General features: G+C 39.9%; 17 protein-coding genes and 1 pseudogene. 6 read left to right on the plus strand and 12 right to left on the minus strand.

The annotated features are described in order from the left end of the window. Positions 1–11 precede the first annotated feature (11 nt). Positions 12–440 carry a 50S ribosomal protein L13 gene (rplM, locus tag ACU5DF_RS16785; protein ID WP_045101173.1) on the minus strand — a complete coding sequence of 143 codons (429 nt, stop codon included), beginning with the start codon at positions 438–440 and terminating at the stop codon, positions 12–14. Between the two features lie 279 nt (positions 441–719). Further along, positions 720–1,826: a cell division protein ZapE gene (gene zapE, locus ACU5DF_RS16790; RefSeq protein ID WP_446714266.1), complete on the minus strand. Its 1,107-nt coding sequence runs from the start codon at positions 1,824–1,826 to the stop codon at positions 720–722. A gap of 125 nt (positions 1,827–1,951) precedes the next feature. Between zapE and zapG the strand changes: the two genes are divergently transcribed. Both zapG and degS read left to right on the plus strand, forming a co-directional pair. Further along, complete coding sequence (gene zapG, locus ACU5DF_RS16795; RefSeq protein WP_045101171.1) at positions 1,952–2,410, plus strand: Z-ring associated protein ZapG; 459 nt, start codon at positions 1,952–1,954, stop codon at positions 2,408–2,410. Positions 2,411–2,534: 124 nt separating this feature from the next. After that, positions 2,535–3,602, plus strand: a complete 1,068-nt coding sequence (degS, locus tag ACU5DF_RS16800; RefSeq protein WP_045101170.1) for an outer membrane-stress sensor serine endopeptidase DegS — start codon at positions 2,535–2,537, stop codon at positions 3,600–3,602. A 78-nt stretch (positions 3,603–3,680) separates the two neighbouring features. Here degS and parC read toward each other — a convergent pair whose 3' ends face one another. From parC to nudF, 6 genes are all read right to left on the minus strand, one after another. After that, positions 3,681–5,960, minus strand: coding sequence for a DNA topoisomerase IV subunit A (gene parC, locus ACU5DF_RS16805; protein ID WP_446713614.1), 2,280 nt, complete (start codon positions 5,958–5,960; stop codon positions 3,681–3,683). 3 nt (positions 5,961–5,963) lie between these two features. Further along, positions 5,964–7,844, minus strand: a complete 1,881-nt coding sequence (gene parE, locus ACU5DF_RS16810) for a DNA topoisomerase IV subunit B (protein WP_045101168.1) — start codon at positions 7,842–7,844, stop codon at positions 5,964–5,966. Positions 7,845–7,987: 143 nt separating this feature from the next. After that, complete coding sequence (yqiA, locus tag ACU5DF_RS16815) at positions 7,988–8,572, minus strand: esterase YqiA (protein ID WP_045101167.1); 585 nt, start codon at positions 8,570–8,572, stop codon at positions 7,988–7,990. Beyond that, the gene (cpdA, locus tag ACU5DF_RS16820; protein ID WP_045101166.1) at positions 8,573–9,397 is read right to left on the minus strand and encodes a 3',5'-cyclic-AMP phosphodiesterase; all 825 of its coding nucleotides are present in this window, start codon (positions 9,395–9,397) and stop codon (positions 8,573–8,575) included. A gap of 15 nt (positions 9,398–9,412) precedes the next feature. Continuing rightward, positions 9,413–9,844, minus strand: a complete 432-nt coding sequence (locus tag ACU5DF_RS16825) for a DUF1249 family protein (protein ID WP_045101165.1) — start codon at positions 9,842–9,844, stop codon at positions 9,413–9,415. 1 nt (position 9,845) lies between these two features. Further along, positions 9,846–10,484 carry an ADP-ribose diphosphatase gene (gene nudF, locus ACU5DF_RS16830; protein ID WP_045101164.1) on the minus strand — a complete coding sequence of 213 codons (639 nt, stop codon included), beginning with the start codon at positions 10,482–10,484 and terminating at the stop codon, positions 9,846–9,848. A gap of 231 nt (positions 10,485–10,715) precedes the next feature. Here nudF and tolC point away from each other — a divergent pair, with 231 nt between their 5' ends. Beyond that, positions 10,716–12,032, plus strand: coding sequence for an outer membrane channel protein TolC (gene tolC, locus ACU5DF_RS16835; protein WP_045101163.1), 1,317 nt, complete (start codon positions 10,716–10,718; stop codon positions 12,030–12,032). A 96-nt stretch (positions 12,033–12,128) separates the two neighbouring features. On the opposite strand, the gene hldE is transcribed toward tolC, so the two are convergent. The 3 genes from hldE to ACU5DF_RS16850 all read right to left on the minus strand — a co-directional run bounded on the left by hldE (position 12,129) and on the right by ACU5DF_RS16850 (position 18,306). Next, entirely contained in the window at positions 12,129–13,559 is a 1,431-nt protein-coding gene (gene hldE / locus ACU5DF_RS16840) for a bifunctional D-glycero-beta-D-manno-heptose-7-phosphate kinase/D-glycero-beta-D-manno-heptose 1-phosphate adenylyltransferase HldE (protein WP_446713615.1), read from the minus strand. A 141-nt stretch (positions 13,560–13,700) separates the two neighbouring features. Beyond that, positions 13,701–16,559, minus strand: a complete 2,859-nt coding sequence (glnE, locus tag ACU5DF_RS16845; protein ID WP_446713616.1) for a bifunctional [glutamate--ammonia ligase]-adenylyl-L-tyrosine phosphorylase/[glutamate--ammonia-ligase] adenylyltransferase — start codon at positions 16,557–16,559, stop codon at positions 13,701–13,703. Between the two features lie 145 nt (positions 16,560–16,704). Beyond that, positions 16,705–18,306, minus strand: coding sequence for a methyl-accepting chemotaxis protein (locus ACU5DF_RS16850; RefSeq protein WP_446713617.1), 1,602 nt, complete (start codon positions 18,304–18,306; stop codon positions 16,705–16,707). Between the two features lie 110 nt (positions 18,307–18,416). On the opposite strand from ACU5DF_RS16850, the gene ACU5DF_RS16855 reads away from it, so the two are divergent. Further along, complete coding sequence (locus tag ACU5DF_RS16855) at positions 18,417–19,178, plus strand: ion transporter (protein ID WP_446713618.1); 762 nt, start codon at positions 18,417–18,419, stop codon at positions 19,176–19,178. Positions 19,179–19,221: 43 nt separating this feature from the next. Here ACU5DF_RS16855 and ACU5DF_RS16860 read toward each other — a convergent pair whose 3' ends face one another. After that, positions 19,222–20,739 (minus strand): CYTH and CHAD domain-containing protein, encoded by a 1,518-nt coding sequence (locus ACU5DF_RS16860; protein WP_045101158.1) that lies wholly within the window; start codon positions 20,737–20,739, stop codon positions 19,222–19,224. A gap of 185 nt (positions 20,740–20,924) precedes the next feature. Here ACU5DF_RS16860 and ACU5DF_RS16865 point away from each other — a divergent pair. Together ACU5DF_RS16865 and ACU5DF_RS16870 are read left to right on the plus strand one after the other, a co-directional pair. Continuing rightward, a pseudogene (locus ACU5DF_RS16865) lies at positions 20,925–21,606 on the plus strand (TIGR00153 family protein). A gap of 27 nt (positions 21,607–21,633) precedes the next feature. Beyond that, positions 21,634–22,920 (plus strand): inorganic phosphate transporter, encoded by a 1,287-nt coding sequence (locus tag ACU5DF_RS16870; protein ID WP_446713619.1) that lies wholly within the window; start codon positions 21,634–21,636, stop codon positions 22,918–22,920. Position 22,921: the final 1 nt, after the last annotated feature.

Consider the following 22,921-nt stretch of genomic DNA (forward strand, 5'->3'; position numbering starts at 1 on the left):
ATAATCCCCGATTAAATGTCTAGTACTTGTGGTTGTTGAGCAGTGTGGTTATGCTCAGCGCCAGCGTAAACTTTAAGTTTACGGTACATAGCACGACCAAGAGGACCACGTGGTAGCATACCTTTAACAGCTAATTCAATAACCATTTCAGGTTTACGATCGATCAGTTTCTCGAAAGAAATAGATTTTAGACCGCCTGGGAACTCTGAGTGGCGGTAGTAGATCTTGCCAGCTGCTTTGTTACCAGTTACGCGTACTTTCTCTGCGTTGATAACGATGATGTAATCACCAGTATCTACGTGAGGAGTGTATTCTGCTTTATGCTTGCCACGTAGGCGAGATGCGATTTCAGTTGCGATACGACCAAGAGTTTTACCTTCAGCGTCTACAACATACCAGTCACGCTTTACAGCGGCTGGTTTAGCAACGAAAGTTTTCATGCTAATGATACCCGTTATTAAATAATTTCACTGATTAGGAGCTTTCGCTCCCACTGTATATTTTCGAGCCCAGTCATCACCCCTTCGAGTGGTTGGCACTCTTGGCAATTACGCCAGTACAGTAACGGTGGGTCGGAGGATTATAGGGAAGTGTGAAGAAAAAATCATCTTTTTTTTGAAGATATTTCACATATTATGCAAAAACAGTAAAAAAAATGAAATTTGACCCTCATCACATCAAATAAGACCTTTAAATTATCTAAATAAAATAAATAATGATTAAACTAAATGCTCTTTTGCTAGGTACTCATGGCTTTGCATTTCAATCAATCGAGACTGACAGCGTTTAAATTCAAACGTTAAACGCCCTTTTTCATAAATACGGGCTAAATCCACCTCTGCTGATATGATTAATTTAACGTTTCGTTCATAAAACTCATCAACCATAGCAATAAAGCGTCTCGCGGCATCATCATTTAACTCTCCCATCACTTTGACATTAGAAAGTAGCACCGTATGGTACAAACGTGATAATTCAATATAGTCATGTTGACTGCGAGCACTTTCGCAAAGAGCCGAGAAATCAAAGTGAACTACCCCATCACCTTCAGCTTTGACTTCTAGTTGTCGATGATTAATTTCAATCATTGTTGGTTTATACTCACTTTCAGAAGTAAGCTTTTCAAAATAGGTTTTCATATTCTGTTCTGCTTTTTCATCTAGTGGAAAATGAAAAATCTCAGCCTGCTCTAAAGTTCTTAAGCGGTAATCAATGCCACTATCAACATTCACAATTTCACAATGCTCTTCTATTAATGCAATAGCAGGAAGAAAACGCGCTCGTTGTAAACCATTTCGATATAAGTCCTGAGGCAATATATTTGATGTAGCAACTAAACTGATCCCTCTGTCAAATAAGGCCTCCAATAAAGTAGCGAGGATCATTGCGTCTGTAATATCCGACACAAAGAACTCATCAAAACAGATAATATCCGTTTCTTGTTTAAATTTATCCGCAACTAAAAGTAAAGGGTCAGCTTGATGGTTCAGATCCCTAAGCTCATCGTGCACACGTTGCATAAAGCGGTGGAAATGAACTCGGATTTTTCGTTCTGTCGGCAAAGAGTCATAAAAGGTATCAACTAAATAGGTTTTACCTCGGCCTACACCACCCCAGAAATAAAGTCCTTTTTCTGGGGTTAGTTTCTGCGGTTTCACTTTTTTAAAAAAGTGCCTCCACGATTTTTTAACCTCAGTTTGAGGAACTTTTGATGCCAATATGCGTCGATATAACTCATCTAAGTGTTCTACAGCATTTTGTTGAGCGCTGTCATGATGAAAACCGTCCTGCGTTAGGTCGCTATGATATTTTTCTAATGGGGTCATCAGTTTTAATCTTTTCTTTTGTTGATTGACTGTCTTCATAGTAGCATGATCTCAACACAGCAAATGAGTGGGCTAACTCACAGTTATACCTACTCATCCTATATAAACATGTTAAGGAGTACTTCATGGCTTGGATCTATGCCTTAGTTGGCTTAGCCGCTGGTATTATTATTGGTTTGTTAATTTCTCGAATTACTGTCCCTGGTATCAAACAGCAAAAATCATTAAAGCAAGATTTAGAAAAATCTAAGTATGAACTTGAGCAATACCGTCAAGAACTAGTAGACCACTTTGCTACTAGCGCAACAATGCTAGAGGCGTTAGCAAAAGATTTTAACAAGATGTATGACCACATGGCATCGACATCTAAAGAACTAATGCCAAATCAGCCAAAGCAAGATAATCCATTTTCTTCTCGTTTAGATGAAATGACCTTATCACCAGAGTTAAATAAAAAAGTTGCTCATATTAAAGCAGAAATAGACAAGCAACCTAAAGATTACGCTAATGACGCAACAGGCTTGCTAAATGACGACGTGCCAGATAAAGCTAACATAGATAAAAAAGAAGAAAAAATCGCCTAACCATAAAGTAATATAAAGCCTCAATAAGTACTCACTCGAGTGCTTATTGAGCATCTCTACTTTTTAATAACGTTCAGTGTTATCCTAGCCAATTATTGTTTTATTTTTCAAGGTTAGGAAGGCAATGCTTTCATTCTTATTGCGCTCAGCTATTATCGGTACCGCTACTGCAGCTATACTGTTACTCGCATTTCCTAATCTGCGATCTTCTGTTATTTCTGAATCAAACCAAATAGAACAAGTTCCTCAACATATTAATAATCAAATTTCATTTAATTACGCTGTTCGCCGTGCAGCTCCTGCAGTCGTAAATATCTATATAAGAAAATATAATAACGAAGACCGATTACGTCTAGATACTGAAGGGCTAGGCTCAGGGGTAATTGTTAGTGACAAAGGTTATATCATTACTAATTATCATGTAGTAGCTGATGCAGACCAAGTCATTGTCGCTCTACAAGATGGAAGGTTGTTTAACTCTCAGCTAATTGGTAAAGATAAACGTACAGATTTAGCTGTCTTGCAAATCCAAGATGCTAACCTTCCTGTTATTCCTCTAAATCCAAATTATCAAGCTGATATTGGTGATGTGGTATTAGCCATTGGCAACCCTTACAACCTAGGACAGACCACTACTTTCGGTATTATTTCAGCGACTGGACGAGCCGCATTAAGTTCTGATGGTAGGCAAGGCTTAATTCAAACAGATGCCGCTATCAATAGAGGGAACTCTGGTGGTGCATTAGTGAATACTCGAGGTGAGCTTGTGGGTATTAACACCGCTTCCTTTCAACAAGCAACAGAGTTAGAAACCTATGGAATATCTTTTGCTATTCCTTATGGTCTCGCTGATAAGATCATGCGTCGATTGATTGCTGATGGTCAAGTAATTCGTGGATATATAGGAATAGACGGTCGAGATATAAACCCAGCAATGGCTCGACTAATGAATGCCGATAACATTAAAGGTATTTTAGTATTAGGTGTTGCACCCAATAGTCCAGCAGAAAAGAGTGGGATTGTAGCGCAAGATATCATTACAAGTATTGATAGTAAAAGTGTGATTAATCGACAAAGTGTCATTGATATTGTGACTGAGCTTCGTCCGGGAACTGACGTAAATATTGATATTATCCGCAAAGGTATTGCTCAAACAATTAGCGTCACGATTGAAGCTGACCCTTCAAGTTAAGACTCTTGAACAAAAATAGCCTGAAAAAATAGCGCATTCTCATGCGCTATTTTGATATATAAATATCGAACTTAATCGTTACTCTTTATCTTCCACTTCGACCGAAGTACTTTCGCCATTAACATCAATACGAGTCACTCGTTGCAACCCTCTTGGCAACAAAGTACCACGACGACCACGTTCACCACGGAAGTTATCTAAATCACTTGGTTTCAAACCTAACTTACGCTTACCTGCATACAAGGTAATAGTTGCACCTTGTGGTAACGATAATAAATGAGATAAAAACTCTTCACGAGATTTAGAACGGGCCGCCGGAATATTAATGATTTTATTACCCTTACCTTTACTTAGTTGAGGTAAGTCTTTAATAGGGAATAAAAGCATTCGGCCTTCATTAGTAATAGCTAGAATCTCATCACGGTCTAAATCAGAAACAGTCTCAGGGTTCATAACTAAAGCACTTTCAGGAAGCGTAAGTAACGTTTTACCATTCTTATTCTTAGACAATAAATCACTGCCTTTACAAACAAAGCCATAACCTGCATCTGAACTGATTAACCACGACTGTTCTTCTTCACCCATAACAACATGAGTTATTTGGCTGCCAGCCGTAATATTCAATCGCCCTGTAATTGGCTCACCTTGGCTTCTGGCTGAAGGCAAAGTATGCGATTCCAATGCGTAACTTCGACCGTTACTGCCCATGAAGACGGCAGGAGCATTACTCTTACCTCTCGCATGAGCTAGGTATTTATCACCTGACTTATAGTTTAGCGTTGTTGGGTCAACCTCATGCCCTTTAGCATGACGGATCCAACCTTTATCGGAAAGAACAACTGTAATGGTTTCACTTGGAATTAAATCACGCTCAGTTAATGCTTTGGCTTCTTCACGTTCAATTAATGGAGAACGGCGATCATCACCAAATTTCTCAGCATCCGCTAAAATTTCTTTTTTAATTAACGTACTTAAACGACGCTCTGAACCTAATAATTTCTCAAGTTGATCACGCTCTTTCGCTAACTCATCTTGCTCACCACGGATCTTAATCTCTTCCAGTTTGGCTAACTGACGAAGTTTAATCTCTAAAATGGCTTCCGCTTGAATTTCAGACAAATCAAAGCGCGTTATTAACTCGTGCTTTGGATTATCTTCAGTACGAATAATTTCGATAACTTCATCGATATTCAAATACGCAGCTAATAGACCATCTAAAATATGCAAACGAGCTAAGATTTTATCAAGACGGTGTTGTAAACGCTTACGAACTGTCGTGCGACGGAATTCAATCCACTCATTAAGAATGCTAACCAAGCCTTTAACTTGTGGACGTAAATCCAAACCAATCATATTTAGGTTCACACGGAAGCTTTTTTCAAGATCCGTAGAAGCAAATAGATGATTCATTAATGGCTCAGCTTCAATACGATTTGAGCGCGGAACAATCACGATACGAGTCGGGTTCTCATGATCTGACTCATCACGAAGGTCTTCTACCATAGGTAGTTTCTTCGCTCGCATTTGGCTTGCAATTTGTTCTAATAATTTACTGCCTGATACTTGATGTGGCAATGCAGTAATAACAATATCACTGCCTTCTTTATGCCATACCGCACGCATTTTAATGCTGCCGCGACCAGTGCGATAAATTTTCTTAATATCAGTATGAGATGAAATAATTTCCGCTTCAGTTGGGTAATCTGGCCCTTGGATAAAGTTCATCACTTCATCTAAGTCAGCTTTAGGATTATCCAATAAGTGTACGGTTGCATTCGCCACTTCACGTACATTATGAGGTGGAATATCTGTCGCCATACCAACCGCGATGCCCATGATGCCATTCAGCAATATATGAGGAAGACGTGCAGGCAAGATCTTTGGCTCTTTCATCGTGCCATCAAAGTTTGGCTGCCATTCAACCGTACCTTGGCTTATTTCACCAAGCAATACATCAGCAAACTTCGATAATTTTGATTCGGTATAACGCATTGCTGCGAACGATTTCGGGTCATCCGGCGCACCCCAGTTACCCTGACCATCTACCAGTGGGTAGCGGTAAGAGAACGGTTGAGCCATTAGTACCATCGCTTCATAACAAGCAGAGTCACCATGTGGGTGGTACTTACCTAATACATCACCAACCGTACGTGCCGATTTTTTGTATTTTGCATTCGCAGATAAACCAAGCTCTGACATCGCATAAATAATACGACGTTGAACGGGTTTCAAGCCATCACCAATATAAGGTAATGCGCGATCCATGATTACGTACATGGAGTAGTTTAGATAAGCGTCTTCTGTAAACTTGCGTAACGGAAGCTGTTCAACACCTTCTAAGGACATTTCTGCACTCATTTGTTATACCTCTGCCTGATCGCCGTTAGATTGTAGCCAAGCACGACGATCGTCTGCACGTTTCTTGCCTAAAAGCATGTCCATCATTTCATTGGTCTTTTCATCGTCATCAATGGTTAATTGAACCAGACGACGAGTATTTGGATCCATGGTCGTTTCACGAAGTTGAAGTGGGTTCATCTCACCCAATCCTTTAAATCGTTGTACGTTTATTTTTGCGCGTTTATTGCTTAAGCGATCTAGAACGCCTTCTTTTTCTGCTTCATCAAGGGCATAAAAGACTTCTTTACCACAGTCAATACGATACAAAGGTGGCATTGCCACATAAACGTGACCGGCACGAACTAAAGAAGAGAAGTGCTTCAGATATAACGCACATAGAAGAGTCGCAATGTGAAGACCATCTGAATCGGCATCGGCTAAGATACAAACTTTACCGTAACGTAAGCCTGATAAATCGTCTGAGTCAGGGTCAATACCTAGCGCGACTGAAATGTTATGAACTTCTTGGGAAGCTAATACTTGGTCTGCCGATACTTCCCACGTGTTTAGAATTTTACCACGCAGTGGCATTACCGCTTGGAATTCACGATCACGCGCTTGTTTCGCAGAACCACCCGCCGAGTCCCCTTCCACTAAGAAAAGTTCGGTACGAGCTAAATCTTGAATTGAACAGTCTGTCAATTTACCTGGCAATGTAGGGCCTGATGCAATCTTCTTACGAACAACTTTCTTAGCTGCTCGCATACGACGGTGTGCATTGGCAATACAAGCTTCAGCAATCAGTTCTGCAATTTGTGGTTTTTCATTCAACCATAAACTGAAAGCGTCTTTAACTACACCAGAAACAAATGCAGCACATTGGCGTGAAGATAAGCGCTCTTTAGTTTGACCCGCAAATTGAGGATCTTGCATTTTAACAGATAAAACGTAAGCACAACGGTCCCAAATATCATCTGCAGTAAGCTTTACACCACGCGGCAATAAATTTCGGAACTCACAGAATTCACGCATTGCATCTAAAAGGCCTTGGCGCATGCCATTTACGTGCGTACCGCCTTGTGCTGTAGGAATAAGGTTTACATAGCTTTCAGAAACCAGTTCTCCACCTTCAGGCAACCAAGTTACCGCCCAATCTGCGGCTTCGCCTTTCCCTAAAAATGCACCAGTAAAAGGTTCTTCTGGTAATAAAGTGTAACCAGTCACGCCTTCTAAAAGATAATCTTTAAGACCATCTTCATAGCACCATTGATGCTCTTTATCGTTTACTTTATCTTTAAAAACAATCTCTAACCCTGGGCATAATACCGCTTTAGCTTTTAGATTATTAATAAGACGAGTAACTGAGAACTTCGGCGAATCAAAATAGCTTGTATCAGGCCAGAAATGTACGCTAGTACCACGATTACGACGGCCACAGGTGCCGACAACCGTTAAATCAGAAACTTTATCGCCATGTTCAAACGCAATTTCGTAGATCTCACCATCACGACGGACAGTGACTTCTACGCGCTTTGATAAGGCATTTACTACCGAGATACCAACCCCGTGCAAACCACCTGAGAATTCGTAGTTTTTACCTGAGAATTTACCACCAGCATGTAACTTACAAAGGATCAGTTCAACACCTGACACTTTCTCTACCGGGTGGATATCAACAGGCATACCACGCCCATCATCAATCACTTCAAGAGATTGATCTGCGTGTAAAATTACTTCAACTTTTTTCGCGTGTCCGGCTAAGGCTTCATCGACACTGTTATCTATAACTTCTTGCCCTAAATGGTTTGGGCGAGCGGTGTCGGTATACATACCAGGACGGCGACGAACGGGCTCAAGGCCATTTAGAACCTCTATGGCTCCTGCATTATATTGTTCAGTCATATCTCGGAAGGCTTCTTAAAATTTGTCACATAGTCTGAAAGGGAGAGAGGAAAGTCAAGCAAAGGGCTCCATTCCCCCTAAAATATGTGGCTTTGTATTAAAGATTGTATAGATACTGTATCTCTCGAGTAGAGAAACAGTAACTATAAATTTAGAAATTGAATAATTTGTTCAGGGTAACGCTCAAAATCAACAAAACTATGATCACCCGATTTTTCTATTGTCTGCTTACAACCAATGTATTTTTCTAACGCTTCACGGTAATCAAGAACTTCATCACCTTCTTGTTGCAATAGCCATAAACTATTTGGTGATTGGATCTGGTCAACTCTCAATCCTAGCAGCTCTATCATGTGTTTTTCTTCTAACACATATTCTTCTTGGGAGTATGGGTTTACTTGCTTACCTAAATAATCAGCCAGTAGTTCATAAGGCTTCACCGCAGGATTAACCAAAACTGCTTTAAATCCATATTGCTCACTTAGCCAAGTAGATAAGTAGCCACCTAGTGAGCTACCAACTAAACCTATTTGATAATCTGATTTATATTGTTCAATTAACGCGGTTAGGTATTGTGCTGACTCGTGAGGATAAGGAGGCAGCTTAGGTACGACTACATGGATGTCTGAGCGATATTCTTTACAATAACTCACCATAACCTGTGCTTTATGGGATAATGGCGAGCTATTAAAGCCATGAAGATAAAGCAATAAACTAGGCTTTTTCATCTAATATCCTCCGGCATCACTATCAGCAGAAAAATCACTGTTATTTAAACGATGAACTTGAGTCTCAATAACACCATTAGGAAACAGTTCAAACGTTCTCCACCCTGGAGCTTGAGAATCTAATGCAAAATCATCAGAGTCAGGCAGGAATTGAACACAAGTTGAAGGGGTCGCAAGTAAACGAACGCCATTAACCTTACGATCAAGCTCTTGATGAATATGACCACAAACAATGCCATTAACATTACTGTGCTGATTAAGAACATCCCAAAAATCTTGGTTATCTTTTAGTTGGTGTTGATCTAACCACGCACTACCTGCTGGTAATGGATGATGATGCAGTAATACCAATGAATGGCGATCTGGATGTTGAGTAAGAGCATTATCGAGCAATATTAGTTGTTTTGATGATAGTAAACCATGAGGAACACCTACAACCTGACTGTCTAAAATAATAATCTGCCAATGCAGACCTATAAGCACATGCTCACACGCTTGAATTTGGGAAGAAGGCAAAACATTACTCATGCTTGGCTTATAATCATGATTTCCTGGTAACCAATAGCATGGCTTTTCTAGCGGTTCAATACCATCAACAAAATGCTGATATGACTGTACAGTATGATCTTGAGATATATCGCCCGTCGCTAAAATCGCATCAAAATCTGGCGTACGCTGTTGAACTTGATCAACAACAGCTCGAAAGCTTTTTAAGGTAGGCACGCCAAGAAGCGCACCATCTTCGGGCGCAAACAAATGAGTATCTGTTATTTGTAACAACCTAATCGGGCTGTCTTCATTATTAAGTAATGTTTCCGAGAGCAAAATAGCTACAACCTTTTAATTCTTTTCTAAAAAAATGGGCTCTTGGCTTATCCCATTTTTTAAACAAAACGTCAGCCAGTCACTTAGGAACTGGTTTAATTGGTGCTTCTCATCTTTTTGAAGCATTTTTTTATTTGGATAATCATATTTCGCTTTAATGTATGAAAACTGTTGGCTAGCACACACCTCAGCCACTCTAGCGTCATGATAAAGTCGTACGGTTAACCTTGGTAAAGGATAAATTGGTTGCTCATCTATCTGATAAACTTCAACTAATGTTGTATAAACCGTTACTTCTATTATTTTAATTTGGTATTGCTGTAAACACACTTGATAGCTTAAAACAGCCCCAATTTTTTCATTCTTTGGTAATAGGGCGACTAATTTAGCATAATTTGTTTCATAAACTCTCATTAAGCTTGCTAAATTAACATGGTATTTACGCATGTTATTTACTATTCCACTGTAATCTCAGGCGCGAAACATTCAATTCTAGCCACTGTAACGCAATAATTGAGGCAGCATTCTCAATTACACCACGAGTAACTAATGCATATGCCTCTTCTCGAGTTACAACATGCACTCGAATGTCTTCCCCTTCCTCTTTTAATCCATGGACACCTGTTGCTTTAGACGCATCAACTTGTCCAACAAAAACATCGAGCCTTTCTGTGCAACCACCAGAAGATGGGTAAAAATGAGTTATTTTCTCTAAATTAGAAACACTAATGCCAGCTTCTTCTTGTGTTTCTCGAATAGCAACTTGTTCTGCTGATTGACCTTTATCTATCATTCCTGCAACAATTTCATATTGCCAAGGGGAATCAGAACCTAAAACACCTACTCGAATTTGCTCAATTAACACAACACTATCGGTAATAGGATCATAAGGTAATAAAGCGACTGCGTGGCCGCGCTCAAACAACTCCCTTTCTATAACTTCACTCCAACCACCCTTAAATAATTGATGGCGAAAACTAACTTTTGTCATTTTAAAAAAGCCATCATAAAGTGATATTTTTGACAAAAGTTCAACATCATCAGAAGTAAATTGATTATTTAATTGCGTATTTGATGGTGCTGTCATGTAGCTCTCCTTCATTTGTCGCTCTGTTTTATCATTCATCGATAAGAGCAACAATTCATTAACTCAACTTTTATGATAATGCTTACATTTTTTTAGAAGCTTTCCACAATATTACTATAATATAAATCAACAGAACGTAAAAAAACGTAATCTTTCACAGCCAGGGTATAGAGAGATAAGGTACACTCTATGAACTATATTATATAAAACAATTTTGCAGGACTGACCACAATGAGAAAACTGCTTCCACTTGTTATTGGTATCGCACTAGGTAGTTTCAGCTCTTTAGCTGCTGCTGATGACCTTGCACAAGTGTATAACCAAGCTAAAGAAAATGACCCTCAATTACTAAGAGCTGCTGCAAATAAAGACGCAGCTTTTGAAGCGGTCAACTCTTCACAAAGTTCGTTATTACCTCAGATTAATTTAACTGCGGGTTACAATATCCTACGAAGTGATATGGACTCTCGTGAAAATGATCGTTTGAATGCTGGCGTTTCTTTATCCCAAGAACTCTACCAACGTTCAAGCTGGGTAAGCTTAGATATTGCAGAAAAAAGTGCTCGTCAAGCCGATTCTGCTTATGCTGCTGAACAGCAAGGTGTAATTTTACGTGTGGCACAAGCCTACTTTGATGTTCTGCGTGCCAACGATAACCTAGAGTTTGTTCGTGCAGAAAAAGCAGCCGTTGCTCGTCAATTAGAGCAGACTAAACAACGTTTCGATGTTGGTTTATCTGCAATTACCGATGTTCATGATGCACAAGCACAATACGATAGCGTATTGGCAAACGAAGTACTGACTGAAAACCAATTGGTAAACAGTTATGAAGAACTTCGTGTGATCACAGGCCAAGGCCACACAGAACTAAGCGTACTCGACACTGATCGCTTCTCTGCAAGCCCATCTGAACAATCATCAGATAGCTTAATTGATGAAGCGCAACAAAAGAACTTAAGCTTATTAGCTGCTCGTATCAGTACTGATGTAGCTAAAGATAATATCTCTTTAGCAAGCTCTGGTCACATGCCATCACTAACGCTTGATGCTGGTTATAACTACACAGACCAAAGTAATAGTGCTCAAGATTACAATGCTAGTGACATCAATGCAGGCATCAACTTAGTTGTTCCACTGTATACTGGTGGCAACATTACTTCACAAACAAATCAAGCTCAGTTCAAATATGTTGCTGCTAGCCAAGATTTAGAAGCGACTTACCGTGATGTGACAAGAAATGTACGAGCTTACAACAACAACATCAATGCTTCTATTGGTGCTTTAAAAGCCTATGAACAAACGGTTATTTCTGCAAATTCTGCATTAGAAGCAACTGAAGCTGGTTTTGATGTTGGTACTCGTACTATTGTTGATGTACTAGATTCTACTCGCCGTCTATTCGATGCTAACCGTAACCTAGCAAATGCTCGTTACGATTACATCCTGAGTGTACTACAGCTAAAACAAGCAGTAGGTACATTAAGTGAGCAAGATGTTGTAGATATCAATATGGGCTTAAAAGCGAGTAAAACAACTCAAGCTAAATAAGCTAAATAAGCTAAAATAAATAAAGCCACATTACTTTAATAATGTGGCTTTTTTATGTAGATTCAAAGGTAACTAGCTATTTGTGCCTAGTTTCAACTAGCCTCTACCACCTTTAATCGCTTCAATAATACCAGTGGTTGAACAGCCATCTTCAAAATTCAAGACTTTTACTTCACCACCAGCGGCAATCACCTCTGCTCCACCTGCAATATCTTCCATCGCGTAATCGCCACCTTTCACCAACATCGTTGGTAATACCGCTGAGATTAAGCGTTGTGGAGTATCTTCAGAGAAAGGTACAACCCAATCTACCGCACCTAAACCAGCCAATACCGCCATACGACGATCCGTTGGGTTAATAGGACGACCAGGGCCTTTCAAACGCTGTACTGATTCATTGGTGTTAACCGCTACAATTAAGCGATCACCTAATTCTGCTGCATGATTCAAATAAGAGACATGACCAGCATGCAAGATATCAAAACAACCATTCGTCATTACCACTCGTTCACCACGAGCACGAGCTTGCTTCACTGCACTAATTAGTAATTCTTCATTGATGATACCAAAACCAGAATCTTGGCTTCCATGAATCGCTTCAGCGAGTTCAATCGTTGATAGTGTTGATGTGCCAAGCTTACCAACTACAACACCTGCAGCAGCATTAGCTAATGCACACGCTTCATCTAGTGGTTTACCTGTTGAGACTGATGCCGCCAATACAGAAATAACTGTATCACCAGCGCCAGTAACATCAAAGACTTCACGAGCAAGTGTTGGTAAATGCAATGGTTCCATATCACGACGAAGTAAAGTCATACCATGCTCACTTCGTGTTACCAATAACGCTTCAAAATCAAAATCTTCAATGATTTGTTGGCCTTTAACCACCAAATCATCTTCATCTTTTACTTTTCCTACAACCGTTTCAAACTCAAGCATATTTGGCGTTAATAATGTCGCACCGCGGTAGCGTTCAAAATCTGCACCTTTCGGATCGATAAATACAGGAACATTAACTTTACGTGCTTCTTGAATCATTAGTTGCACATGCTCTAGTGCGCCTTTAGCATAATCAGACAATACAACTGCTTTTACTTTTGATAACGTCGCTTGCATACGACTAATAAGGGGTTCAGCAGGGACATCATGGAAACTCTCTTCAAAATCAAGACGAAGGAGCTGTTGACCACGACTCATTACTCGCAATTTTGTAATCGTAGGAAAGTCAGGAAGAGAAACAAAATCACAATGTACTTTCAGTGAGTTCAACGTCGCTGTTAACGCCTTTGCTGGTTCGTCATCACCAACTAAACCTACAAGGTGAGCATCGCCACCTAGCGCAGCAATATTCATCGCTACATTGGCAGCACCGCCTGGACGCTCCTCAATATTATCGACCTTTACAACTGGTACTGGTGCTTCTGGTGAAATACGATTTGTTGGACCACCCCAATAGCGGTCAAGCATTACGTCACCAATAATCAATACACCGGATTGTTCATAATTAGGCAGTGTAGGTTTCATTTTCTTCTCCGGGTAATAAACAGTAAATTTCCACCACTATTGGTTCAGACTGTTTATAAAAATATTCTGTGTCAAATGGTAGCATTTACACAAGTTCTGCGCCAACTTAGTAATAGTAAACGAATAGTTAAGTAATACTTACTAACTAAACCAGTGATTCCAAGCAGTTACTACCGCTCTTCGTTCTTCATCAAAGCTAGTATCAGCAACATCTGCATCGAAGCCTAATAAATTACGATGATGGATCTCATTTCTCATTACACAATAAGCATGAATTAATGATTGAGATAACTCTTCACTCATTACATTCTGCTCAGCAAAGCTTTCAAAAATACGAACATTGTCAGACCAGCGAGTTAGCTTAGATGCTTGATGACTGTGATTCAAAACTAAATACTGTGCTAAAAACTCAATATCAGTAATACCACCTGCATCTTGTTTAAGCATAAAGCGTCCTGCTTTTTTTCCGCCTAAATGACCTCGCATTTTTTCTCGCATCTCAGCGACATCTTGCTGCAATTTTTTCTCATTTCTCGCTAAACAAAGAATATCATGGCGCGTTGTATTAAACGCCGATTGTAGCGCGCTATCACCATAGATCATACGAGCACGAACTAAGGCTTGATGCTCCCAAGTCCATGCATCTTCTCGTTGATATTCATCAAACGCTTCACTAGTACTAACTAATAACCCTGATGCGCCTGATGGACGCAAACGAGTATCCACTTCATACAAAATACCAGAAGAGGTACGTACAGAGAAAATATGAATAATTCGTTGTGCTAACCGTAGATAGAACTGACGACCATCAATTTCTTTTTTTCCGTTAGTGTAAGTATTCGTATCGCAATCATGCATAAAGACAATATCAAGATCCGAGTTATAGCCTAATTCCCAGCCACCAACCTTGCCATACCCGATCACAGCAAAGCCTTTACTGTCTCGACCTTCAAGATGAGTTGGTTCACCAAACTTCTCAGTCACCTGTAACCACGCTTGATTTACTACCGACTCAACTATAGCTTCCGATAAGTAGGTTAAGTGATCACTTACTTTCATTAAAGAGAGTCCACCAGCAATATCTGAAGCTGCTATTCTTAATAAACAGACTTGCTTAAATTGGCGTAAAGCCTCCATCTGCTGTTCCATATCATCTTCAGGGATACGAGCAAGAAATTCATGCAATTCAATTTTATATTGGCTCAACTCAATTGGGTTATAAAGTTGATTTATATCCAATAATTCATCCAATAATATTGGGTAACGAGTTAATTGCTCTGCAACCATTGGGCTTGCTGCACATAAGCGAACTAAATGCTGCAATGCACCACTGTGCTCATCAAGCAGCTCTAGATAAGTCGTTCTGGTGGCAATGGCTTGGATAAGCTTAGTTAAGCGCGGTAAGGTATCACTTGCATCTTCTCGGCTAATCACAATACTGAACAATTTAGGCATTAAGTGAGTGATCGCTTCACGCCCTCTAGGCCCTAATGTTTTTTTCTTCAAATCCCCTTTGAATTCAATAATATGACGGGTCAGTTGCTCCGCTTGTTCAGCGTTCAGTTCTTGTAAAATATTCTCAAGTACTTCAGGGTTATGCGCCATATCCCACAGCTCAACATACGACTTATCAATGCTACTTTCAGATTCATCTTCATCATCACCGATCAAATTTTCAAATACAGCATGAATGGTGTTCATTTGCAGTTGAATTGCATCATAGAGCTCATTCCAATCAGCCATTCCCATTGCAAAAGCAAGGCGAGATTGATCTCTCTCGTCCATTGGTAATGTCTGAGTTTGCTTATCTCCAATCGCTTGTAGTAAGTTCTCTAAACGACGTAAGAAACAATAACCCGTCGTTAAATTATCCACCTCTTGAACTGATAACTGCCCCAATTCTTTAATCGCGTCTAATGTTTCTAATAACCCTCGGCCACGTAAAGAAGGTTCCCGACCACCACGGATAAGTTGGAATACTTGAGCAATAAATTCAACTTCTCTAATTCCACCTGAACCAAGTTTAATATTATCGTTCAATCCACGACGGCGAACTTCAGTAGTGATCATCGACTTCATACGACGCAACGCTTGAATCGCACCAAAATCAATGTAACGACGGAAAACAAATGGGCGTAACATTTGACGCAGTTCTTGATAATGACTGTAGGTTTCCTTACCCATAACACGCGCTTTGATCATCGCGTAGCGTTCCCAGTCTCGACCTTGCTCTTGGTAATAATCCTCTAAAGCCGCATAGCTCATCACTAAAGGTCCACTCTCACCAAAAGGACGTAAACGTAGATCAACGCGATAACAAAACCCATCAAAGGTTGTTTGATCTAACGCTTTAATAATTTTTTGCCCTAAGCGAGTAAAGAACTGTGCATTAGCAATACTGCGGCGTGCACCTTCCGTCTCTCCATTTTCAGGATAAGTAAAAATCAAGTCGATATCTGAAGAGAAATTTAACTCACCACCACCCAATTTTCCCATCCCAATGATAAGCATAGGTTGCTCTTCACCTTGTGCGTTTTTCGGGGTTCCCCAATCAATACAGGCTTGTTTATACAGCCATTGATATGACTCCACGATTAGAGCTTCAGCTAATAAAGACAAATGAGATAAGCTTACTTCTAAAGACCAATCACAACGAGGGAAATACTCATGAGTAAAATCTCGCCATGCAATATAAGCCATTTCTCTGCGACGAAAATATCGAAGTTCTCGCATTAATCCATTTTCATCACTGCATTTTGATAAATTATCTTGTAATCGAGAACGGTAATCTTCGCTGCGATCACTCTCATCAAACATACTAGGAAAATACTGACACAAATATTCATCTTGCTGAAAAGCTTCATGTAAAAAATCACTACAGCCAAGTGCAATTAGCAGCGATTGCTGTAAAGACTCTGGCCAAGCTTGAATATGATTAAGGTGAGTTAACTCTTGATGACGACGCTCAGCTAACGAGCTTAATGATGATGGCAAAGACATGATATTCCTTATCAAAAATTCCATGATGTTCGTTACACTAAACGAACGAATCAAACTGCTTATACTGTGCCAAAATTTAGTTTTAGCCGCAAACAAAAACGCCTACAACAGAGTGCAGGCGTTAATAAGATCAAAGTAAGATGAATTAAATCTTAAATACTTTCATTTTGGCTTCTAATTCTTCTGCATTTTGCTGCATTTCTTCTGAAGTTTCAGTTAGCTCAGTCATTACCATAACCGACGCTTCCACCAGCTCACGAACATTCGCTAAGTTTTGATCCATTTCAGTGGCAACACTGCTTTGTTGATCGGCGGCACTTGCTATCTGGAAATTCATTTCATTGATATTATTCACTTGGTTTACAATACTTTCTAACTCTGTTCCCGCATTTGTTACTAGCTCAACACCTTCAGCGGCTTCAACCACACTTTTTTCCATCAGATCGACAGCTTGATTAGCACTGTTTTGTAACTGAGTAATCATCTCTTGGATCTCAACCGTTGCACCTTGTGTACTCTGTGCTAGATTTCTTACTTCATCTGCAACCACAGCAAAACCACGACCAGCATCACCGGCACGAGCCGCTTCAATCGCCGCATTCAATGCCAGTAAGTTCGTTTGTTCTGAAATCCCACGAATAGTCTCAACCACTGAGCTAATCGAAACAACGCGTTCTTCAACTTGATTCACCACTTCAGCAGAAGCGGCAATATCACCAGATAAGGCTTGAATTTTAACAATCGTACCTTCAACAAACTCTTGGCCTACTTTAGCTTGCGCTTGTGCTTGCTCGGTTCCTGCAGATGCATTACGTGCATTATCCGCTACATTTTGCACTGTTGAGCTCATCTCGCTCATCGCTGTTGCCAGTTGGTCAATTTCAGCAAACTCTTCTTGTGCTGCTTCTTTTGTTCCTTCCATGCTAATCGTCATCACTTCTGTTAACCCTGCTAACTCTTGCGATGCTGACAATTGTGCTTCTACTACCGATTTCAACTGTAAACGTGTTTTATTTAGCTCTCTTGCTAAATCACCAAACTCATCTTTACAGTTCATTTCTACTGGTTCTGAAAGGTTTTGTCCTGCAATCTGTTTCATTGAAGTATTTAAATACTTCATTTGACGTAGCATGATACTTGATGCACTCAGTAAGATAACCATGAAAGCAACAATCATTGCCAAGGTTTGCCAGATCACCTGAACTAAATAGTCTTGATAATATTGCTCTGCACTCTCTGCACTTTGAGATGCGACAACTACCCAGTTATGGTTCGGTACTTTCTTAGCAAACTCATAACGAGTGTAATCATTAATTGAATAAGCTTCTTGAGACGATAGGCTTCCAAGCATTTGCTTTAATGAAGAGCCATTATCAATAGAATCCGATAAAGAAGAGATTGATTGTGCTCTGCTGTGTCCAAACACTTTGCCGCTTTCACGATCAATTACATAAATGTAATTACCTTCAGTCCAAGCTTTTGATTGAATGGAGATAGCTTCACCTGCCAATTCTTTACCGCCAGGTTTATGATTTAAAATACCATTGATAAGTTCTGCATTAGCAATCGCTGATTCTTGCGCTCGTTCTTTCTGAATCGTAATAACCGATTGGTAAAAAGTATTCGCATCCCATAGCTGCTTAGTAACTAAAAGCACAGTACTAAACACCATTAATAGGATTAGTTTAGGAACCAACTTTACATCAGTCACTAACCTTTCCCATGGCTTAAACGCTATTGTTGTCATACTTTCCCTCATTACTTTCAGAATTAATTTTTTTAGTGCATGATACAAAGTCATATCACCCAACTAGACATCATCTACATTACAACGGCAGAAGTACATAAATAATTAATATGAATAATAACAAAATTGACCTTCACCCTATGAGCTTAATGTCATTGGTATTATCGTTTTTATCATTAATTGTGATCTCAAGCTTGCTGTTCGCACCACTGGATCACAACAGTCGAGCCATGCTTATCACACTCGACACCATTATTTGTGCGCTCTTTCTCTTCCAGTTATCTATTGATCTCTTTCGTAGTAAGCAACGAGTTCAATATTTAAAAGAGCATTGGGTTGATTTTATTGCCAGCATTCCAATTATTGAACCAGTCCGGTATGCACGTGTATTCCATATTTTGCGAGTTTTCCGTCTGCTGCGATCTAGCCAGTCTCTTTTAAAGCAGCTGCAATCAAACAGAAAAGAAGCCACGATTGCATCGATTTTAGTTTTGATGGTTACCCTTATTTCACTAGGTTCTGTCTTTATGCTAATGTTTGAAGGTCCAGATCCAGAGGCTAACATTCAAACCGCAGGAGATGCGTTATGGTGGGCTTTTGTGACAATATCAACCGTTGGCTATGGTGACCACTATCCTGTGACAGTGGCAGGTAAAATGTTAGCCGTAATCATCATTATATCTGGTGTTGGTATTTTCGGTATGATCTCAGGCTTAATCACCTCCATCATTACCGAACCATCACAGATTGAACAAAAAAAACACGAACAAAAAGAACAGCATGATCGAGATGAGAAGCTCAATCAAATTTTACAGCAGCAAGCCGAAATCCTAAAAGGATTAGAACAAATAAAAAATAAAAAAGAGAAGTAATAACCTCTCTTCTTTTAAATCACTATCTATTAACTAACGAAAATTACTGCCAATAAGGAGGATACTCTAGCCCTGCTTTACGAGTTTGCTCCATAGCATGTAAAATTGAACGCTCTTGGCGAAGAAGCCAACGTTCTAGTTGTTCACGTTCCTCTTCATTTTCCAATAGCTCAACTCGAGTTCTCAATGGCTCTAAACTCATCAAGTCATCAATGCCTTGCAATAAATCAAGCCAAGGTAAGCGGAAACCTTTTCTTCTCTCATCATCATAAATAAGAGCAAAACAAGTTCCTGTCATTAAGTTTCGACGTAAGCGCATTTTTTGCTTAAAGTAATCAACAGGCAGTAGCTGATTTGAAGAGGAAAATGCAGCGTCTAACGATTCCCATGTCCGATCGAGTAAAATACCTGAATGGCTATCTATCGACTCTTGGAGTACTTGACGTTTTTTATCATCTAAAAACGGTTGCCAATCTCGCGTTAAAATCCAACGACTTAAATCCAACAATAAACTGCAATAACGATCAGACATCAATAATGAAAGCATTTCATCTTCATTAGGTAATGCAGCAGCACTCTCTTTTAAACGAGCGACGAGAAATTTACGTGCATCTAACTTTCTAAGTACATTCCCTTTTTCTTCAATTAAATAATCTAGATGCTCTGACTTATCCAACCAATGAAGTTTCTCTTCTAGCCACTTTAATTCTTGACGCAACAACTCACTTGCGCGCTTTGGCACCATTTCACCAAATACTAAAAAGATCTGTCTTAAAAAGGCAATAGCAATACGGATTTCTTGAAGTGCAAACTTATCTTGAGTATCTATATAAATTTGCTCATGGTAATGCCAATGAGATAAAGCGTGTTCTAAGGAGTTAACAAAACACGTCTCAACACTGTCTGATGATTCTGTTCTAACTAAAGTTAGTGGTTTTACCTTATCAGCAGGAGCATCCATCGCCAGGCGATACCCTTTAGCCGCTTTACTTTGGTTTCCCAAACGCATACCACCAGAGCTACATAAATCGCGAGCTAATGTAAATAGTGCATCTGTTTGACCAGACTTAAGCTCGAGCTCTACCTCACAGATAGGTGTCGTTTTCTCACCAACAACCACTTCTCCTTGATCAAAAGCCAGTTCAATTTCACTGCCATCAGGCATAGCGACAAGCCACTGCTGGCGAATAAAATTGGTTGAGAATAGAGGAAAAAGCTGCTCTTGAAGATCATCTAAAGCAATATCATCAGGCCAAGCATCTTTAGGGTGTAAATGAACATTTGGAACATCACTATCATGCTCTGCATTGTATTCTGGACGTTGGTGCAATCCTGCTACAACACGGCCCGCCGTTTTTAATGTTTGAATACGTTCATCATTAAACCGACGAATTCGTAGCCCTGTATCATGCTTTCGAAGATGCTGTTCAGGAGTATCAAAATAGATGTTACCTAGGTTCAAGCAACTCTGCTCTATGACTTTAGCATCTGATATTTTATCTATAATTGTGTCTACAAATTCAGGAAAAACAAAAAATTTCAGTTCTATTTCAGTTTCCATAATGACCTCATAACCGTTGTCTTTCCAAGGATATGGCTTAAACTGTTCGGTATCAAGCTAGAAATAATGCCCAAACCATGATCTAAAGTAGTTTTATTGATAGTGGGATTGGGTTAACATTCGCGCCTTTATGGCCATCGTCTAACAATTCACCATTAGGTACTTGTTTTATAGGTTAAGAAACCATGCCAGTAAATACTATTATGGGGTTATTCGCAAAGTCCCCAATGAAACCTTTGCAGCGTCACGTTGTTTGTGTCAATGAATGCTGCTCACTGCTTATTCCGTTTTTCGAAACGTGTGCAACTGGTGATTGGGAAAAAGCGAGTGAACTTCGTGCTCAAATTTCTCATTTAGAGAAAGAAGCGGATGTATTAAAACGAGAAATTCGTTTGAAACTTTCCTCGTGGGTTATTCATGCCTGTTGATCGTACTGATATGCTCGGTCTATTAACTCAGCAAGATAAACTCGCAAATTTGGCTAAAGACATCGCAGGTCGCGTTGTTGGTCGCCAACTTGAAATTCCAAGTTCTATGCAGGAAGCATTTTTAGCTTATGTTCAACGTTGTTTAGATGCGGCTAGTCAAGCGCAAGAAGTAATCAGCGAACTGGATGAGCTATTAGAAACTGGCTTTAAAGGACGCGAAGTCACCTTGGTAGCAGAGATGATCAATAAGCTAGATATCATTGAAGATGATACTGACGAATTGCAAATTCAACTGCGCCAGCAACTCATGAGCATCGAGCACAAATACAACCCAATCGATGTTATGTTCCTTTATAAAATCCTTGAGTGGGTTGGCGGCATTGCCGACCAAGCACAGCGTGTTGGTTCTCGTTTAGAACTAATGCTATCTCGCTCATAAGTTTGTGATTCAGTAACAGGTAATACAATGGATATTCTTGCTAACTACGGCACGACCCTTATTTTAGTTGCGGCCTTCTTCGGCTTCCTTATGGCTATTGGTATTGGTGCCAATGATGTAGCCAATGCGATGGGCACCTCTGTAGGGTCTAAAGCACTAACAGTAAAACAAGCGATCATCATTGCTATGATCTTCGAATTTGCAGGGGCATACCTTGCTGGTGGTGAAGTTACAGATACAATTAGGAAAGGGGTTATCGACACCTCTCTTTTCGCTCACCAACCTGAAGTATTAGTTTATGGCATGATGTCAGCGCTTCTTGCTGCGGGTACGTGGTTACTACTTGCTTCTTACATGGGCTGGCCAGTATCAACAACCCACTCTATCATCGGTGCTATCATCGGTTTTGCGTGTGTTGCAGTAGGTACAGAAGCTGTTGATTGGGCTTCTGTTCAAGGTATCGTTGGTAGTTGGTTAATTACACCTCTTATCTCTGGTATTTTCGCCTATATGATCTTTATCAGTGCTCAACGACTGATATTTGATACTGATAAGCCATTAATGAATGCGAAACGTTTTGTTCCTGTGTACATGTTCATCACCACTATGGTTATTGCACTTGTTACTATCAAAAAAGGTCTAAAGCACGTTGGTCTTCATCTATCTAGCGGTGAAGCATGGGTTGCTTCTGTTGCGTTCTCTGCATTAGTAATGGTAGGTGGCTATGTTTATATTTCTCGTAAATTTGCAAATACTGTAAATGATGAAAAAGACAGCCGTGGCTTTACTGGTGTAGAAAGCATCTTCAGTACATTAATGGTAATTACCGCGTGTGCAATGGCATTTGCTCATGGCTCTAATGATGTTGCTAATGCGATTGGTCCATTATCAGCAGTTGTTTCAACTGTTGAAAATTTAGGTGAAATCGCTTCAAAAACATCTATCGCTTGGTGGATCCTTCCTCTAGGTGGTATTGGTATCGTTGTTGGTCTTGCAACATTAGGCCATAAAGTAATGGCAACAGTAGGTACTGGTATTACTGAACTAACACCTAGTCGTGGTTTTGCGGCTCAGTTAGCGACAGCTTCTACTGTAGTATTAGCATCAGGTACTGGTCTACCTATCTCAACGACACAAACTCTTGTTGGTGCTGTTTTAGGTGTAGGCTTTGCACGTGGTATTGGAGCATTAAACTTAGGTGTGGTACGTAATATCGTAGCATCTTGGGTTGTAACTCTTCCTGCTGGTGCGTTATTAGCGGTTATATTCTATTACATGATGCAAGCCATATTTGGTGTAGGCGTTAGCGCATAAG

The organism is Aliivibrio wodanis, assembly GCF_052920805.1.

Excerpts from the sequence above, each read along its gene's own strand:
- rplM (WP_045101173.1), bottom strand. The coding sequence starts at position 440 with ATGAAAACTTTCGTTGCTAAACCAGCCGCTGTAAAGCGTGACTGGTAT.
- zapE (WP_446714266.1), bottom strand. The coding sequence starts at position 1,826 with ATGACCCCATTAGAAAAATATCATAGCGACCTAACGCAGGACGGTTTT.
- zapG (WP_045101171.1), top strand. The coding sequence starts at position 1,952 with ATGGCTTGGATCTATGCCTTAGTTGGCTTAGCCGCTGGTATTATTATT.
- degS (WP_045101170.1), top strand. The coding sequence starts at position 2,535 with ATGCTTTCATTCTTATTGCGCTCAGCTATTATCGGTACCGCTACTGCA.
- parC (WP_446713614.1), bottom strand. The coding sequence starts at position 5,960 with ATGAGTGCAGAAATGTCCTTAGAAGGTGTTGAACAGCTTCCGTTACGC.
- parE (WP_045101168.1), bottom strand. The coding sequence starts at position 7,844 with ATGACTGAACAATATAATGCAGGAGCCATAGAGGTTCTAAATGGCCTT.
- yqiA (WP_045101167.1), bottom strand. The coding sequence starts at position 8,572 with ATGAAAAAGCCTAGTTTATTGCTTTATCTTCATGGCTTTAATAGCTCG.
- ACU5DF_RS16825 (WP_045101165.1), bottom strand. The coding sequence starts at position 9,844 with ATGCGTAAATACCATGTTAATTTAGCAAGCTTAATGAGAGTTTATGAA.
- nudF (WP_045101164.1), bottom strand. The coding sequence starts at position 10,484 with ATGACAGCACCATCAAATACGCAATTAAATAATCAATTTACTTCTGAT.
- tolC (WP_045101163.1), top strand. The coding sequence starts at position 10,716 with ATGAGAAAACTGCTTCCACTTGTTATTGGTATCGCACTAGGTAGTTTC.
- hldE (WP_446713615.1), bottom strand. The coding sequence starts at position 13,559 with ATGAAACCTACACTGCCTAATTATGAACAATCCGGTGTATTGATTATT.
- glnE (WP_446713616.1), bottom strand. The coding sequence starts at position 16,559 with ATGTCTTTGCCATCATCATTAAGCTCGTTAGCTGAGCGTCGTCATCAA.
- ACU5DF_RS16850 (WP_446713617.1), bottom strand. The coding sequence starts at position 18,306 with ATGACAACAATAGCGTTTAAGCCATGGGAAAGGTTAGTGACTGATGTA.
- ACU5DF_RS16855 (WP_446713618.1), top strand. The coding sequence starts at position 18,417 with ATGAATAATAACAAAATTGACCTTCACCCTATGAGCTTAATGTCATTG.
- ACU5DF_RS16860 (WP_045101158.1), bottom strand. The coding sequence starts at position 20,739 with ATGGAAACTGAAATAGAACTGAAATTTTTTGTTTTTCCTGAATTTGTA.
- ACU5DF_RS16870 (WP_446713619.1), top strand. The coding sequence starts at position 21,634 with ATGGATATTCTTGCTAACTACGGCACGACCCTTATTTTAGTTGCGGCC.